The 15,072-nt window shown below is 41.2% G+C and carries 17 protein-coding genes; 8 read left to right on the forward strand and 9 right to left on the reverse strand.

Annotated elements, in window-relative coordinates; all coding sequences use genetic code 11:
• Positions 1 to 156 precede the first annotated feature (156 nt).
• From luxS to CXF88_RS04875, 7 genes are all read right to left on the reverse strand, one after another.
• On the reverse strand, positions 157 to 666 hold the full coding sequence (luxS, locus tag CXF88_RS04845) for an S-ribosylhomocysteine lyase (RefSeq protein WP_011636421.1): 510 nt from the start codon (positions 664 to 666) through the stop codon (positions 157 to 159).
• An 87-nt stretch (positions 667 to 753) separates the two neighbouring features.
• Positions 754 to 1,878, reverse strand: a complete 1,125-nt coding sequence (gene dctP, locus CXF88_RS04850; protein ID WP_101085801.1) for a TRAP transporter substrate-binding protein DctP — start codon at positions 1,876 to 1,878, stop codon at positions 754 to 756.
• Between the two features lie 163 nt (positions 1,879 to 2,041).
• Positions 2,042 to 2,341 (reverse strand): BolA/IbaG family iron-sulfur metabolism protein, encoded by a 300-nt coding sequence (locus tag CXF88_RS04855; RefSeq protein WP_101085802.1) that lies wholly within the window; start codon positions 2,339 to 2,341, stop codon positions 2,042 to 2,044.
• A gap of 119 nt (positions 2,342 to 2,460) precedes the next feature.
• Positions 2,461 to 3,882 carry a DASH family cryptochrome gene (locus CXF88_RS04860; RefSeq protein WP_101085803.1) on the reverse strand — a complete coding sequence of 474 codons (1,422 nt, stop codon included), beginning with the start codon at positions 3,880 to 3,882 and terminating at the stop codon, positions 2,461 to 2,463.
• A gap of 377 nt (positions 3,883 to 4,259) precedes the next feature.
• On the reverse strand, positions 4,260 to 4,838 hold the full coding sequence (locus tag CXF88_RS04865; RefSeq protein ID WP_242445119.1) for an alpha-ketoglutarate-dependent dioxygenase AlkB: 579 nt from the start codon (positions 4,836 to 4,838) through the stop codon (positions 4,260 to 4,262).
• A 111-nt stretch (positions 4,839 to 4,949) separates the two neighbouring features.
• Entirely contained in the window at positions 4,950 to 5,918 is a 969-nt protein-coding gene (locus CXF88_RS04870; protein ID WP_101085805.1) for a magnesium transporter CorA family protein, read from the reverse strand.
• Positions 5,919 to 5,958: 40 nt separating this feature from the next.
• Positions 5,959 to 6,285 (reverse strand): winged helix-turn-helix domain-containing protein, encoded by a 327-nt coding sequence (locus tag CXF88_RS04875; protein ID WP_101085806.1) that lies wholly within the window; start codon positions 6,283 to 6,285, stop codon positions 5,959 to 5,961.
• Positions 6,286 to 6,537: 252 nt separating this feature from the next.
• Between CXF88_RS04875 and CXF88_RS04880 the strand changes: the two genes are divergently transcribed.
• Genes CXF88_RS04880 through CXF88_RS04890 form a run of 3 tightly spaced genes read left to right on the forward strand, consistent with a single transcriptional unit; the run spans position 6,538 to position 9,509 of the window.
• Complete coding sequence (locus CXF88_RS04880; protein ID WP_101085807.1) at positions 6,538 to 7,269, forward strand: PH domain-containing protein; 732 nt, start codon at positions 6,538 to 6,540, stop codon at positions 7,267 to 7,269.
• Complete coding sequence (locus tag CXF88_RS04885; RefSeq protein WP_101085808.1) at positions 7,262 to 8,944, forward strand: PH domain-containing protein; 1,683 nt, start codon at positions 7,262 to 7,264, stop codon at positions 8,942 to 8,944. The genes CXF88_RS04880 and CXF88_RS04885 overlap by 8 nt, the downstream gene beginning before the upstream one ends.
• Positions 8,945 to 8,948: 4 nt before the next feature.
• Positions 8,949 to 9,509, forward strand: a complete 561-nt coding sequence (locus tag CXF88_RS04890) for a DUF924 family protein (RefSeq protein ID WP_101085809.1) — start codon at positions 8,949 to 8,951, stop codon at positions 9,507 to 9,509.
• A 41-nt stretch (positions 9,510 to 9,550) separates the two neighbouring features.
• Here the strand turns inward: CXF88_RS04890 and CXF88_RS04895 are convergent, their stop codons facing one another.
• Positions 9,551 to 9,982 carry a universal stress protein gene (locus tag CXF88_RS04895; protein ID WP_101085810.1) on the reverse strand — a complete coding sequence of 144 codons (432 nt, stop codon included), beginning with the start codon at positions 9,980 to 9,982 and terminating at the stop codon, positions 9,551 to 9,553.
• 257 nt (positions 9,983 to 10,239) lie between these two features.
• Between CXF88_RS04895 and CXF88_RS04900 the strand changes: the two genes are divergently transcribed.
• Together CXF88_RS04900 and CXF88_RS04905 are read left to right on the forward strand one after the other, a co-directional pair.
• Positions 10,240 to 11,661: a coniferyl aldehyde dehydrogenase gene (locus CXF88_RS04900; RefSeq protein ID WP_101085811.1), complete on the forward strand. Its 1,422-nt coding sequence runs from the start codon at positions 10,240 to 10,242 to the stop codon at positions 11,659 to 11,661.
• Between the two features lie 132 nt (positions 11,662 to 11,793).
• Positions 11,794 to 12,381 carry a TetR/AcrR family transcriptional regulator gene (locus CXF88_RS04905; RefSeq protein ID WP_101085812.1) on the forward strand — a complete coding sequence of 196 codons (588 nt, stop codon included), beginning with the start codon at positions 11,794 to 11,796 and terminating at the stop codon, positions 12,379 to 12,381.
• A 9-nt stretch (positions 12,382 to 12,390) separates the two neighbouring features.
• On the opposite strand, the gene CXF88_RS04910 is transcribed toward CXF88_RS04905, so the two are convergent.
• Entirely contained in the window at positions 12,391 to 12,702 is a 312-nt protein-coding gene (locus tag CXF88_RS04910) for a DUF1289 domain-containing protein (RefSeq protein WP_182744840.1), read from the reverse strand.
• A 238-nt stretch (positions 12,703 to 12,940) separates the two neighbouring features.
• On the opposite strand from CXF88_RS04910, the gene CXF88_RS04915 reads away from it, so the two are divergent.
• The 3 genes from CXF88_RS04915 to CXF88_RS04925 all read left to right on the forward strand — a co-directional run bounded on the left by CXF88_RS04915 (position 12,941) and on the right by CXF88_RS04925 (position 15,071).
• A complete protein-coding gene (locus CXF88_RS04915; protein WP_162024288.1) occupies positions 12,941 to 13,474 on the forward strand; it encodes a DUF4136 domain-containing protein in 534 nt (177 codons plus the stop codon).
• A 157-nt stretch (positions 13,475 to 13,631) separates the two neighbouring features.
• Positions 13,632 to 14,276, forward strand: a complete 645-nt coding sequence (locus tag CXF88_RS04920) for a DUF2913 family protein (RefSeq protein ID WP_101085815.1) — start codon at positions 13,632 to 13,634, stop codon at positions 14,274 to 14,276.
• 51 nt (positions 14,277 to 14,327) lie between these two features.
• Complete coding sequence (locus CXF88_RS04925; protein WP_101085816.1) at positions 14,328 to 15,071, forward strand: transporter substrate-binding domain-containing protein; 744 nt, start codon at positions 14,328 to 14,330, stop codon at positions 15,069 to 15,071.
• Position 15,072 lies beyond the last annotated feature (1 nt).

Raw genomic sequence — 15,072 nt, forward strand, 5'->3', positions numbered from 1 at the left:
TGGCGAATCACTTAGTAAAAATCGTTCATTACAATAACGGTTTCAGTTACATAAAAATAGCGTACTGTTAACGTTTACTCGACATATTAATCGTTGCTTCGCAAAAAAAAGCGGCTAAAGCCGCTTTTTTATCAAGATATCAGTTAATCGATTAGATTAAAGATTCCCTAAAATTTCGTCACTCAGTTTCAAATCATCGTTTTGGTTGACGCTCACGCCTGCAGCAATGATCATCCGAGCAATATCTTGCGCTTGTTCTAATGAATGCATTTCGTAAGTACCACATTGATATTCATTTAACTCAGGAATATCTTTCTGATCAATCACATTGGTTACATCAACCATTGCCGCTAGCCAGGAGTCTGCAACTTTACTCTCTGTCGGTTGACCAATTAAGCTCATGTAAAAACCGGTACGGCATCCCATCGGAGAAATATCAATAATCTCTATACCATCACCGTTTAGATGTTCACGCATAAAACCTGCAAACAAATGTTCAAGTGTATGGATGCCACGTTCGCTGAGGATATCTTTATTGGGTGCACAGAAACGTAAATCGAATACCGTAATGGCATCGCCACTAGGGGTGCTCATGTGCTTGGCAACGCGAACCGCTGGAGCATTCATACGTGTATGATCTACGGTAAAACTGTCTAATAAAGGCATTGCTTTCTCCAAAGTAAATAATAATCTGACAATATAAAGCCTAATAACACGATAATATCACTATTTATGCATGGTCACAGTGAGAGTTTACGGTTGATGTTTGCCATCTAACTCAAAGCGACTTAAGGCGTCTTCTGTGTAACTAAAGTAGCGCTTTACTGACTTCTCGTTTGCCATGTAAGACTTCAGTACTTTATTAAATAACGGGTCTTTAGCCGCTTCACTGTTAAGCACATCATCTTTTGCATATTTTAATGCGCGGATCACAGTGTCGGGAAAAGGTTTAACTTGCACATTATGCTCGTTAAGCAATACGTCCATTGCAGCAATATGGCCTTGAGTATAATCATCTAACATATCTTGATTAATGGCTCTGGCTGCAACTTTAACAATCATTTTCAAATCATTGGGCAGAGTGGAAAATGCCTGTTTGTTAATCAAAAACTCCATCGTCGAACCCGGCTCGTGCCAGCCAGGGTAATAATAATATTTAGCCACCTGATCCAACCCGAGCGGCAAATCATTATAAGGCCCTACCCACTCAGCAGCATCAATCGCGCCAGTTTGCAGTGCGCCATATAATTCTCTGCCAGCGAGTGCATCAACAGGAACGCCGCCGAGCTTCTTGAGCACTTCACCTCCTATGCCTGGTAAGCGCATCTTGAGGCCTTTAAAATCTTCTGGGGTTGCAATGATTTTATTAAACCAGCCGCCCATTTGCATGCCAGTATTTCCACCAGCAAGCGGCAATACGCCAAAAGGCTGATAAACTTCCTCCCATAATTCCATGCCACCGCCATAATGAAGCCACGCATTCATTTGCTGTGCATTTAATCCAAATGGTATAGATGAAAAAAACTGAGCGGCAGGCGCTTTACCTTTCCAATAATATGACGCGCTATGAGCCATTTCAATCGTGCCATTACTCACACCGTCAAAAACCGACAACGCTGGCATTAATTCGCCGGCACCATAAACGGAAATCACTAAGCGACCGTTAGACATTTGCTCGACCAATTGAGCAAATCTTTCTGGAGCCATGCCTAAACCGGGCAAGTTTTTTGGCCATGAGGTGGCTAAACGCCATTCAATCACTTGATGAGGAATATAATCATTTTGCGCAACAGAACTTGTCTTCGAAGGCGTATCTTGTTGACAGCCTAACAATAACGTTAAGCCCAGCAACCAGCAGGTTTGTATCACCTTGATCATGTAAATATCCTATCTCAATCGCACGCTTATTTTCATAACTGTAACATAATCATAACCAGTGACAAACATCACCTCACTACAATACAAAATAAAAAACCTCACAGGACATGTGAGGTTTTTTGTATAGTTCTGTCAGCAAGTTAATAACAATTAACCTTTATCGTTATCCCTTACAATTAGGAGTCCTAGGCACTTCATCCAAAGCTTGCCATTCTGGCTGGCTATAAGCATTTATGGAAAGCGCATGAACGCCATTGGCTAATTCATCTGCTAGCGCTTGGTTTACCAACCGGTGACGGGCAAGTAAGCGCTGTTCGCTAAATTGATCGCTAACTACAACCACTTTAAAATGGGTTTCTGAGTTAGGCGGCACATGATGACGATTACTCTCATTAATCACTTCAAGATGCAAAGGCGAAAAGGCGTGATTCAATTTATCGGTAATGATTTGTTCGACAGACATAGTGGTACTCTTATTAATCCATATCGATTAAATCAAAGGGTACTGGTTTGCCGAATAAAGGTCAAACAAGCAGGGTAAAAGTTAACGTTTGAGCACAACTTTCTCAAGTCGATCTGAAATTAACTCCTTGGCCAATCGGTTATATCAACACTATCGATACAATATGACGCATGACTCTCATTGTGTTGCTGTAATGCCTCACGTCCCAACCATGCATTAATAAATAATCCTTGTGGGTCGTATGTCTGCTGCTGTTTTTGCAGATTAAAACGTCTCGAACCGCGTGGATCAGCACCAACACCGGCTAGATACTGCCAATTACCCCAATTCACAGCTGAATCATAATCAATTAATTGCTGTTGAAAATACGCCGCCCCATATCGCCAATCACATTGCAGTTCATTGACCAAGCAACTTGCTACAATTTGCCTGCCGCGGTTTGACATATAGCCAGTGTCATTTAACTGCTTCATCAATGCATTCACAAACGGATAAGGTGTAGTGGCGGTTTTCCAAGCTCGAATGCGTTGGGCGTAAAAACTGGTTAATGGTTTACGTCCATTAATGCCTGAAAATCTAAACACCAGCGTATTGAATTTATGCGCGTAAAAATGGAAATACTCACGCCAAAGCAGCTCATACAAAATACACTCGGTCGATTCGTTAGCACCTTGTTGTAACTCAAATTGCTTTAATGCTGCGACGACTTGTCTTGCCGATAGACAACCATTGGCTAACCAAGGCGAAAACTTTGTTGAACATTCCCAGCCATCAAGTTCGTTTCGTACGGCTTTATAGTTATGGGCTAAATTTGACGAAAAGTAACTGTCTAGTTGCAATTTCCCTTGTGCTTCACCACCGCAAAAGACATTACTCATCGTTTGAGTTTGTGGCAACCAGCTAGGATAAGCCAGCCAAGACTGAAGTTGTTTGTCATGTGGCTTAAGTGCGACCATAGACGGGAGCCAAGATACTGCATCAATGGCAGGGCTGATATTAACGTTGTCGACCTTTTTACGGAACTGACTAAATGTCGGAGCTAGATCGGCTAATTCAAAAGGCAGTTGCTGCAGATCAAACAGAGTTTGGGTGGTAATCGTCGAATATTCAACATTGGAGCACTGCTGCTGAATGACTTGCCAAGCCGATTGCTCATCAGCACCACTATGGTTACTACGATATACCCTTGAAATATTATGGGCTTGAATTATATAGGGTAACGATTTTTGCGCTGAGGCATAAACAATATGCACTTGTTGACCATATTGATTAAGCGTTTCATCTAAAGCCCGCAATGATTCTAATAAAAACCGCAGTCGGTACTTACCGACATACTCAGCCTGATATTGAGCTTGGCGAAACCAGTTAGGGTCGATGCAGTACACCACCATCAACTGTTGTGCATGCAGGGCTATATCTGCAAAGATGGCATTATCTGCTACCCGCAGATCATCACCTAACCAATAAAGTGCATTGACAGTAGAGTGTGATGTCGATTGTAAATTCGTTTCTTCGAAAGTTTGCCCATCAGCATTATTCATCTATTCATTACCACGGCTTGTACTATTGCTAATGAGTACGTATACATAGCGGTTAACGGTTCAATAATGATCCATTTTAGCGATATCCCCAAACTAGCTAGACCTTCGGTCTTCGAGGTCCTAGAGTCGCTTCGCTGCTAGTTCGCTACGCGGATAGAGCGCTTCGCTTCTAGGAACAGCTTCGCTGCTAAGATTTTATAGCATCTAATCGCGCAGCATCCTAGGCGCTTAGCTTTTCGCTTGTTATCGCTTGTCATTTATAGGATAGGAACCGCTTGGCTGCTAAGATTTTATAGCATCTAGCCGCGCAGCTTACTAGCCTCTAGGCCTTTCGCTTTTAGCTTTTAGCTTTTAGCTATGGCCATTAACGAGATTTGTTAACCATAGTAATTAGGGATAATGTGTCGAAAAGTAAAATTAATACGCGGTTCAGTTACCTTAAGACGCTTAGGTAACGCATGTTGCCAGTGTTGCTGCATACCGGGATGCATAATCAGTAAGTCGCCGGATGCCAAGGGAAAAGTAACTTTGGTTTGCGTCGGTTTATGGCGCACAACAAAATCTCTACAGGCGCCTAACGTGATAGACGCAATCGCCGAACCCGTGACAATTTCAGGTTCATCGTCACTGTGCCAGCCCATACAGTCACGGCCATCGGCATAGCGATTAACTAACACTGAATTACTGTCTATTTGATGATCGTTGAGTAATTTTGCCCGTAATCGACTTAACACTTTTGGCCAAGCGAGCGCGGTGATGTGTAATTTAGAATAGTGATAATCGCAACCAAGGTCACCAAACCAAGCTTGGGTGCGAGGAATAAAATGCTGCTTACCATAGACTTCAATCGCCACGCGATCTAATGGGTATTGTTCGACTTCCATCATTAACAACTGTTGCTGCTTGGGTGACAAAAAACCTTTAATCCAAGTAACTGGTGGACTGATTTGGTTCATCGCTGTTGGCACAACAACGGTATCTTGAGTGAAGCCGCTTTGTGGCTCACCAAAATCTAATCCATGTTGAAATCCTGTCACCCGATCACCCTTTTATCTCGTTTACCTTAATTAATACCAACGTTTGATTCTAGCAATACATAAACCTGAAACCACAATGACTGCCATTAAGATTAATACCGAAAAATAGCCAAAATGCCATTTTAATTCAGGCATATTGTCAAAGTTCATTCCGTAAATGCCGGCGACTAATGTTAATGGTAAAAAAATCGCGGTGACCATTGTTAATGTCATCATCACGCGGTTAGTTTTATGAGCACTCACCGAAATATAACCATTGATTAAACTGTCCACTAAACCTTGATAAAGACTGGCACGACTGGATAGGCGTTCAAATTGATTATATAAATAGCTCAATTGTTCGTAGTCCATCTTAATATGCAGATGGGTGTCCTCGCCTAGTAATTGTTGCAAGATTTCTTCGTGGTAACTAAACGAACGTTTGGCTTTTTGTAGCTTACTGCTATAAGCGATTAGCTCTGCTAATAAATCATCTGTAGATACATCAAAAATTTCATCTTCTATTTCCCCTAAACGCTCTTCTAATGCCAACATCACCGCCAGATAATCAATCACAATTTGGCGCATCAATTCAAAACTGACTCGGCTCATCTCTGAACTTTCGAGGCTACCTTGTGCACTAATGCGTTGGATAACTTTGTTGACACTGATAGAAGGTTTCAGGTGCTGAGTGACTAAAAAACGGTCATTTACATGCAATAACAACTGGCTGCGCTCGAGCAGAAGATACTCATCTCTAGCCATAAGCTCGTGGGTTAACAAATATGAATGTGAATCATATTCTTCAAACTGAGGGGGATGACGCTCCCGTTGTGCTTCTTCAAAATCGAGGTGGTCAATCCCAAACAAAGGATATTGCTTGAAAAACGCTTGGCTATGCTGGCCTGAAATATCGACCCATATTAGCTGCTGTTGCGGGTCATACTGGCTCATGAGAGTCTCATCACCTTGTGATATCAACTGACCTTGCCCATTAAATAATAGTATTTGTATCGCCATGAAAACCCTTTCAACAACCCATTATTACTCTATATATGGCCTAACTGATCATCTCTGACTCGCCAGCCGTTTCAATGTGTTGTTTAATCTGCTCAAAATGACTATTGACCCAAGCACTACTGATTGGGCCCCAAGTTGAAATGCGATAATAACCTTCATTATGACGCTGACCTTGCTGCACAAAATCCACTTCAATACCAATATCAGCAAATGCAGCTATCGCATCTTGCAATGTCCTTCTTGGCATAAGAGTCAGTTTATGTAAGCTTAATAAGTTGTGTTGTTCTTCATCCAGCAGGTGCGCTAAATACAATTTTCGTAAAAATGCTTTTTGCGATTTATTGATCACGTAATTATTCGAAAACATCCTTCACACGCCCTATTACCTCTTCATCACTTAATAGAAATTACTGCATCTGTAGCCAATCACGCAAGCACTATTGCCAGTGTCAGTTGATTGTGACTGAATTAATCGCAGCATTGCGACTGAATTAATCATGGATCAAAGGATAATTGATTGATTTATCAATAACCCATTATGATTAACGCTACCTAAGTAGAGACAATCTGGTTATAGTTTTTAACAATCGATAGCATCAAAGATGGAAAACCAATAGACATGGATACCCCGCCGCAGTCAAAGAGCCCAATAGCACAACCGCAATCAAATGATCCGTCAGCGGTAAGTGATACCAACTCAGCTACGTCCTCTGCAGGAGACACATTAGCGCACGTTTATGACCATGGGCCACGTTTATCCCAAGATGAGTATATTCAACTTACCGAGTTACCACTGAGCAATATTGATCCTAATTACCCTAAACTATTATTGATCATTAGCAGTGTCGTGGCGGTGATAATCATAACTGTTTTAAGCGCATTTCTATTAATCACTAAACCGCTGCCATTGATGATAGCCTCAGTTGGTTTGGTTTCAGCCATGTTATTGGCCGTTGTGATGATTAAACTTATCCACCTTAAAGCACATAAAATTGCTTACGGATTGTTTAAACATGAAATGGTGTTTCGTGAAGGTTTATTTTGGGTATCAACAACGGCACTACCTTACACTCGGCTGCAACATGTTAATTTGTCTCAAGGGCCGCTCGAGCGAAAATACAACTTAGTCACCTTAAAATGCTTCAGTGCTGGCAGCGGATTAGCTGAGATAGATCTGCCAGGTCTTAATGCCGATTTAGCTGAACATTTACGTCAACATTTATTGAGCCAAGCAGCAGCAAGTCATCAATTACTCCGCACCGAAACAGAAATTGTTGATCCAACGCCATCTGACGCTGAAATGGATCCGTTATCCATTCAACCTCCTCAACAGGATAATCACAATGGATAAGTCATCAACATCATCAGATGATGCCCAGCCTGTTGATACCAATGGCATCGCAACGAATAGTTCATCCGATGCCAATATTGCCGAGGTGGCCAATACCCTTGATACGACAATAGAAAACAATAGCGCCGATACAAGGGAGCAGAACAGCAATTCAATAAGTGATTTACAACAATGGCAAGCATTGTCACCTTGGTCCATTGTCAGTAATATTTTCAGTACGTTGAAAAATATCCTCAGTAACGGTTTCGCTATCGTGCCAATCGTGTATACAGGGTGGCAACAAGGTTTTGATATGCAGTGGGGCATATTGGCCTCGAGTGTTTTATTAATACTGGTGACAATTTTTGCGATAATAGAATGGCGTAAATTTCGTTTTCGTCTTCATAACCATCAACTTGAAGTCAAACGCGGTTTAATATTTACCAAAAAGGATGAAATACCGCTAAGCCGAATACAAAACATTCGTTATGAACAGCCGTTTTACTTTAAGCCGCTGTCACTCGGCACTCTAGTGATTGAAACCGCTGGTTCTAAAAAAGACGAAGCTCATTTAGCAGCCTTAGATACATTACAGGCACAAACGTTAAAACGTTTACTGTTAAATTTAAGCCATACAAAAGCAACCTCGACATATGAGCTTCCAAACGTAAACAGTCAACAAAACGTTGATAACACCCAACCCATTGTGCGTAAAAGTTTAGCTGATTTAGTCTTATTTGGTTTTTATCAAAACAATTTTATTTGGTTTGCGGTTATCGCTGGCCCCATTGCAGGCCAAATAGATTGGGATAACATATTCGACTCACCGCTTGCGCAACAGTTTTGGCTGTGGGTCCAGCAGCAAACCCATCAAAACATTGGTTTGCAAACTATTATGCTAATCGTGGCCTTAGTTGCGATTTACAGTTTGTTTTCGTTAATTTCAATTGTGGCAGCCATTTTAAAATATCATCCATATCAGCTCGACAAACATGATGAAACCCTACAGCGAAGTGGCGGTGTCATTTCGCATCAACAAGATGCGTTGGCCATAAAACGCATTCAACTAATCCAGGTTCAACAACCTGCTATTGCACGTTTATTTAACCGCTGGACCTTATACTTTAAACAAGTCAAAGGCCATGAGGTTGAACAAAAAACCAAGCAGCACATGTTAGTTCCTAGTGTAAAGTCAGCTGAAATAGCATCACTCTTGGCTAGCATTCCAAATATTAGTGGCGGTGCAAGTGCATTACCCAGTAGTTATAAGCCTATCCATATTAATTGGCTCACAAAGCGAATCGTTTTACCGCTGTTTGTAGCCATCGTACTTACCATTGTGGGTTACAGTGGTCATCATAGCCATGAGTTTTTTGAGTTCACTTGGTTTGCTACAACAATGATGATGCTAGCGATTTATATTCGTTATAAACAATGGGGATATGTATTAGCAGATAAGGTTATTTGGCAGCATAGCGGCTTTTTCGGTCAACAATGGAAACGGGTCGCATTTGACAAAGTTCAACATGTTAAAATTACCCAAACTAAAGGCCAAAAACATGCTCAGCTAGCCTATGTTGAAATCGGATTAGCCAGTGGCAGTGTGATATTCCCGTATATTCCCATATCGGTTGCACAACAAATAGTGGCCCTGTCGCTCAATGCCACGGTCCATAATAATCACAATTGGATTTAATATAATGAATGAAATACACACAACAAATGTCAGCGTCGACGATGTTATCGACTTTTGGTTTGTTCAAATATCCCCTAAACAATGGTGGGTAAAAGATATCGAGTTAGATTTGCACATAAAAAACACATATGGCGCCACGTTACAGGCGGCCATCAAGGGTGAGTTACAACATTGGCGTAAAGATGCCCAAGGTCGATTGGCCGAAATAATCGTATTAGACCAATTTTCGCGAAACATTTATCGCGATACTCCAACCGCGTTTGCCGCTGACAATATCGCGTTAGAGCTTGCGCAACAAGCCGTTGCACTAGGTTGTTTAGCAGAGTTACCCATTCAACAGGCTGCATTTTTAATCATGCCCTACATGCATAGCGAATCAATAGTTATCCACCAGCAAGCGTTGCCTTTATTTGAACAATATGCACCCGACAATTTACGCAGCCAGCGACAACACCAAGCGATTATTGCTCAATTTAATCGCTATCCACACCGCAATGCCTTATTAGGCCGCGAGTCTACGGCTGCCGAACTCACATTTTTAACTCAACCCGGTTCTCGCTTTTAAGCAGACGAAAATCACCACGACATAAACGATAAATGTCGATTTTATTTAACCACTAACACCGGGCAATCAGCTTTATTGGCAATCGCTTCAGCCACATTATCATGCAAAAAATGAGACAGTCCGCTTCGACCATGGCTGGCAATAACCACCATACCAATGTCACCGCTGTTGGCCTCGGCCAAAATTTCATCAATGGCATCACCACGTCGAATAACCGTTTCAATCTTTAAATTAGTATTCAACTGACCTAATAACTCGTGCATTTTACTCGCCGCTGCATCTTCCATACTTTTAGCCAACTCTTCGGGCGTTATCGCAAGAATCATATAATTCTCATCACCGAAAGGTTGATCTACTACGTGTAAAATACGAATGCCCACTTGATATAAATTCGCCATTTCAATGGCATATCGTAAAGCATGTGCCGCTGTATCAGAAAAATCTGTAGGCCATAAAATATTACGTGTTCGCATATTATTCTCCTCCACAATGCAAAGTGTGCTTTTGCAACGACATGACACCCCTTACTAGAACACACTCGGATCCATCTCAACAAATTAAGTATAGTCAGTATTAAAAACTTACTTAGTGATCAAAATCAAATCAAATGCGAAAACTTGCTTTGGATCATAAACAAGCATAATATCAGACCGACTAATCAGTCGGTTTGTTAGCTCGATTCATGTAGGGTTTATCAAATCAACATCGTTATTTTTGCTGGAGCTTTAATATGAATATGGCCGTTGATAATAATCAAACTCAATTGCGACAGTTACTGACTGATCAACGAGCACGTTTTCAGTCCAATCCGGCACCTGATTACCAATCTCGGGTAGATAAATTAACCAAGCTAAAACAAGCTTTACTTGATTACCAACAACCCATCATCGATGCATTAATTAGTGATTACGGTCACAGATCGCCAAACGACACCATCATTTCGGATATTATGCCTTGTGTAAATAACATCAATTACACTATCAAGCATCTTAAAACATGGATGAAACCCAGTCGTCGTCATGCCGGTTTATTACTCTCCCCTGCCAAAGTGTCGGTGCAATATCAGCCCCTGGGCGTAATCGGTATTATTGTGCCGTGGAACTTCCCGGTAATGTTATCTATGGGTCCGTTAACCACCGCCATTGCTGCTGGTAACGGGGCAATGTTGAAAATGTCAGAATTTACGCCGGCGACCAACACCGTATTACGCAAAATGTTAGCAACTATTTTTGCCCCTACTGAAGTCGAGCTAGTGGAAGGTGAAGCTGATGTAGCCGCTGCATTTTCAGCATTACCGTTTGACCATATTCTGTTTACCGGCTCAACCGTTGTTGGCCGCCATGTTATGCGTGCAGCAGCTGATAACCTGACACCTGTAACATTAGAATTAGGTGGTAAATCTCCAGCCATCATCGCTCCCGACATGCCAATCGACACCGCTGTAGAACGACTTATTTTTGGTAAATGTTTAAATGCTGGCCAAATTTGTGTCGCGCCTGACTATGTGTTGTGCCCTGCGGAAAAAGTTGACGCGTTTATTGCTGCTTATCAACGTCGCTTTAATAAAATGTACCCTAAATTCGACACCAACCAAGATTACGGCAATATCATTAATGATCGCCAATACCAGCGTCTGCTAGCGGTGCTAGAAGATGCCAAAGCCAAAGGTGCAACAGTCACCTCCGCAATTGATGGTTCAATATCGACAACTCAGCGAAAAATAGCCACTCAACTAGTCACACATACCACAGACGATATGCTCATTATGCAGGATGAAATTTTTGGCCCTTTATTACCCATTATTGGCTATCAGTCGATAGATGAAGCAATAGGTTATATCAACCGAAATGACCGACCATTAGCCTTGTATCTCATGAGCTTTGAACAACAAACGCAGCAACAAGTATTGCAGCAAACTCATTCTGGTGGCGTTTGTATTAATGACACAGTATTCCATGTGGCCGCGGATGACGCGCCCTTTGGCGGTATTGGTCCGTCTGGCATGGGGCACTATCATGGCAAGGAAGGTTTCTTAACCTTTAGTCATGCTAAGACCATATTGAACAGTGGCAAAATCAATACCGGCATTTTTGTTCATCCTCCTTATGGCGGCGTGATTCAAAAATTATTGATGAAGTTTTTCTTACGTTAACTCTCTCATAGTCGCGACTGCAAGTATTGCTGTTGTTAGCGATACTTGCTGAGCAAAGTTTGTCATAAAATATGACTAGATAAATTATCCATAACCTAATAGATAAATAGATAAAGTAGGTATGTTGACTCCATGAGCAGTAAATCGATTGTGAACACCGATAAAAAACAAGCCATTTTAAACGCGGCTTTACAGCTGTTTGTTAACAAAGGCTTCAATGCGACATCGACGGCATCCATAGCCAAAGCGGCGAGCGTGGCAACAGGCACGTTGTTTCATCATTTCCCGACAAAAAAAGACATCATGAATCAGCTTTTTTTATCGATTAAACAAGAGTTTGCCACCAACATGGTGAGCAGTACCGATTTTAGTGGCGATATCGAACAAGATGCCAATACGTTATGGCAAAAAGCCATCGACTGGGCCATTGCACAACCCTTAAAGCAACTTTTTTTTCTACAATACTCGATGTCAGCAGACATTGATGCTGAGGTCAGAAAGCAAGCAATGAACAGCATTCTTGGATTTGTCGTCGAATTGATTACTCAAGGTAAACAACAGCAAATTATCGCTGACATTCCCAACGCCTTATTGCTCGAAAATTGCCATGGTCAATACCTAGCGGCCATCCGCTTTTTTACTGACAACCCGCATTTAGGTGATGACGAAATATACAGACACGCCAGTTTCAGACTATTTTGGCAGGCAATGAAAGCGTGATAGAAAGTATTAATCTAAACTAAAGTTGGTTAAATCAACATCATCAGCAGGTGTTGACGCACTATCAAAATCTAATTGTGGAGTGTGTGACGTTTGCTGGGTTTGTAACTCCAGCTGCTTAGCTTTATGTAAGGCATATTGACGGCGACGTTTGCGCTGTGTGCACAAACGGATCACATCTTGTTTTTGCAATTCGCTGTAACTCATCCAGTTAAAACGTTCATCACGGCTTCGAAGACAGCCCATACAATACCCACGACTGTCTGACTGACAAACGCCGATACATGGACTGGGCACCGCAAAAAAACTTAACTGTTCCATCATTAGAATACTTAACCTCAGCTAATATTGAATTTGGTACTTAACATTTAAATACACGATATAGTTATTTGTAACTGAGATAGAAAGCAATCGCTTGCCATATCAACCAAAGCCAGCATTAAACATTGTTATATTAAGGTTATACTAATTGAGCTAATTTTGTACATTATTGCAAGTTAATAAGGAGGGTCTCATGATAAATTTAAGACGTTCAGGGCAAGATTCAACACGTAAACCAATGTGGATTAAAACTATTTTACTGTTAAGTGGCTTAGTACTACTTGCATCTTGTGCAACAAAACCAAAGCAAGATTATGATGTTAATTATGATTTTTCAACACTCAAAACATTCAACCAACTCACTGTAAAGCAAACAGATGATCCGTTAACTGCAGATCGCATTAATGATGATATTAAACAATCATTACTTAGCCAAGGTTATGTATTTAAAGCCGATAATGCCGACTTTGTAGTGAACTATGCTTTTGTGACTGAAAACAAAGAAAAAGATTCAGGATTATCTATTGGCTTAGGTTCGGGTACTTGGGGGTCTGGTGGCGGTATTAGTCTTGGCACCAGTATTGGTATCCCGCTAGGCAGTGACACCGCTAAAACTCAAACCATTCAAATTGATATTATCGATCCCACAGATAAACGCCTCATTTGGCGTGGTAATGGTCAGTACCACTTTGACGAGGGCGGTGAAGATAAAGCCAAAGGTATTAATCAAACGGTTGCTGCTATTTTGGCGCAATTTCCACCCAAAAAATAATCTACCATCGATTTAGCCGCAACTTACTCATAAGTGAATTGCGGCTTATTCAAATAGAGACTACCGCTCAACTAAGCGACTAAACACAAATATCTATTTAGCAATTTGCCACTACACGGTAAACTAGCCATCACACTACTTTATTGACCCAGTTGAAATGACGACAGAAACATATAACCAAGCTTTATTAACACTTGCGCTAGCTGGAATAGAAGCCATAAACACCTCCGCGTCACAGCACAAAGCGGTCAGAACGCCAGCACAAGAAAGCCATTTTTTATGTAACTGGATGGTTGAGTCGTTAAAAACAAAACGTTTTTCAAAACTAATGGCCGACGACTTAACGGCCTGGATCCGTCAAGCGCGTAGTCAAGGAGCTGGGGCTCAACTAAAACGATTATTAATCTGTATTGCCGATCAATACCAACAGGCTAACAACAGTGACATCGCTACAGGTGTTGGTCTTAAGAACATGTTAGCGGGGCTCACAGCACAAGAATGGGTAGTGATCACCGATACCGATATTGATGCAAAACTGAAACTCGACAGTGATGGTAAATCCAGTTTAATTATCTCAGCAAAAGATTTTAATCAACACATTGTAGATGACAAAATAGTAAAACCCATCTCAATGTACATTCGGGGAGATGAAAAGCTGGTGGCTCGTTTAGCGCTAGAGCAAGGTATATTACTCAGTCCAGGCAATAAAAAAACCTCATTAATCAAACACCATAAAACTTACGTATTAATGCCAAGCAATTTACACCAGAGTTTATGCTTACTGTGTCTTGATCTATATTAAGTATTAAAAGTTGGTGTCGTATTAATACAACGGTAAGAATAAGGAAACACCATGAAAAAATGCTTTATTGCACTCACCTGCCTTGTGATGTTTTTTTGTGGTCCCACCGTTCAAGCGAACACAGCGCTGAAGTACAACGTCAACGCTTCAAGCAGTTGGGTGCCCTACTACATTACAGAATCGCCAAAAGAGCCTGGAATATTAGGGGAGTTGGTTCCGTTATTGCTTGCCAAAGCTAATATTGAAATTGAAAAACACAATTTTCCGCCGAAAAGAACAAACTATGCACTCGATAATGGCTTATTAGACTTTGACTTTGTGAGCCCTGGTTGGTTTCCTAATCAAGAATTAGGCACACTTTTTGTCCAGTCAAACCCCATTATCGCTATCCAAGAAAACATTATTACCTTAGAAGAAAAAGCCAACGATTGGCAAAGTATTGATAACATTAAAGGTAAAGAAATAGGCACAGTACGTGGTTATTTGTACCATGATGATGCTGAATTTATTCGAGTCGATTTTACTTCTGAACGCGACCTCATAAGAGCACTTTATAAAAATCGCGTTGGTGCTGCTATATCTGGTGATTTACCAGCGTTGTATTGGGCCAAAAAACTCAACAACCCAATTACCCTCGCTGCTATTCATTCAAAAGGCCACTTAGTTATGCGCCTTCGTAAAGAGCATGCGGCCTTACTGCCACAAATTAATGCCGCTATAGCAGAACTTGAACTAAATGGTACAACTCAAAGCATTATCGACAAATACACCAAGCAAGATGTATTTAATCGATAAT

This window comes from Shewanella sp. ALD9, assembly GCF_002836315.1.
Lineage (GTDB): Bacteria > Pseudomonadota > Gammaproteobacteria > Enterobacterales > Shewanellaceae > Shewanella.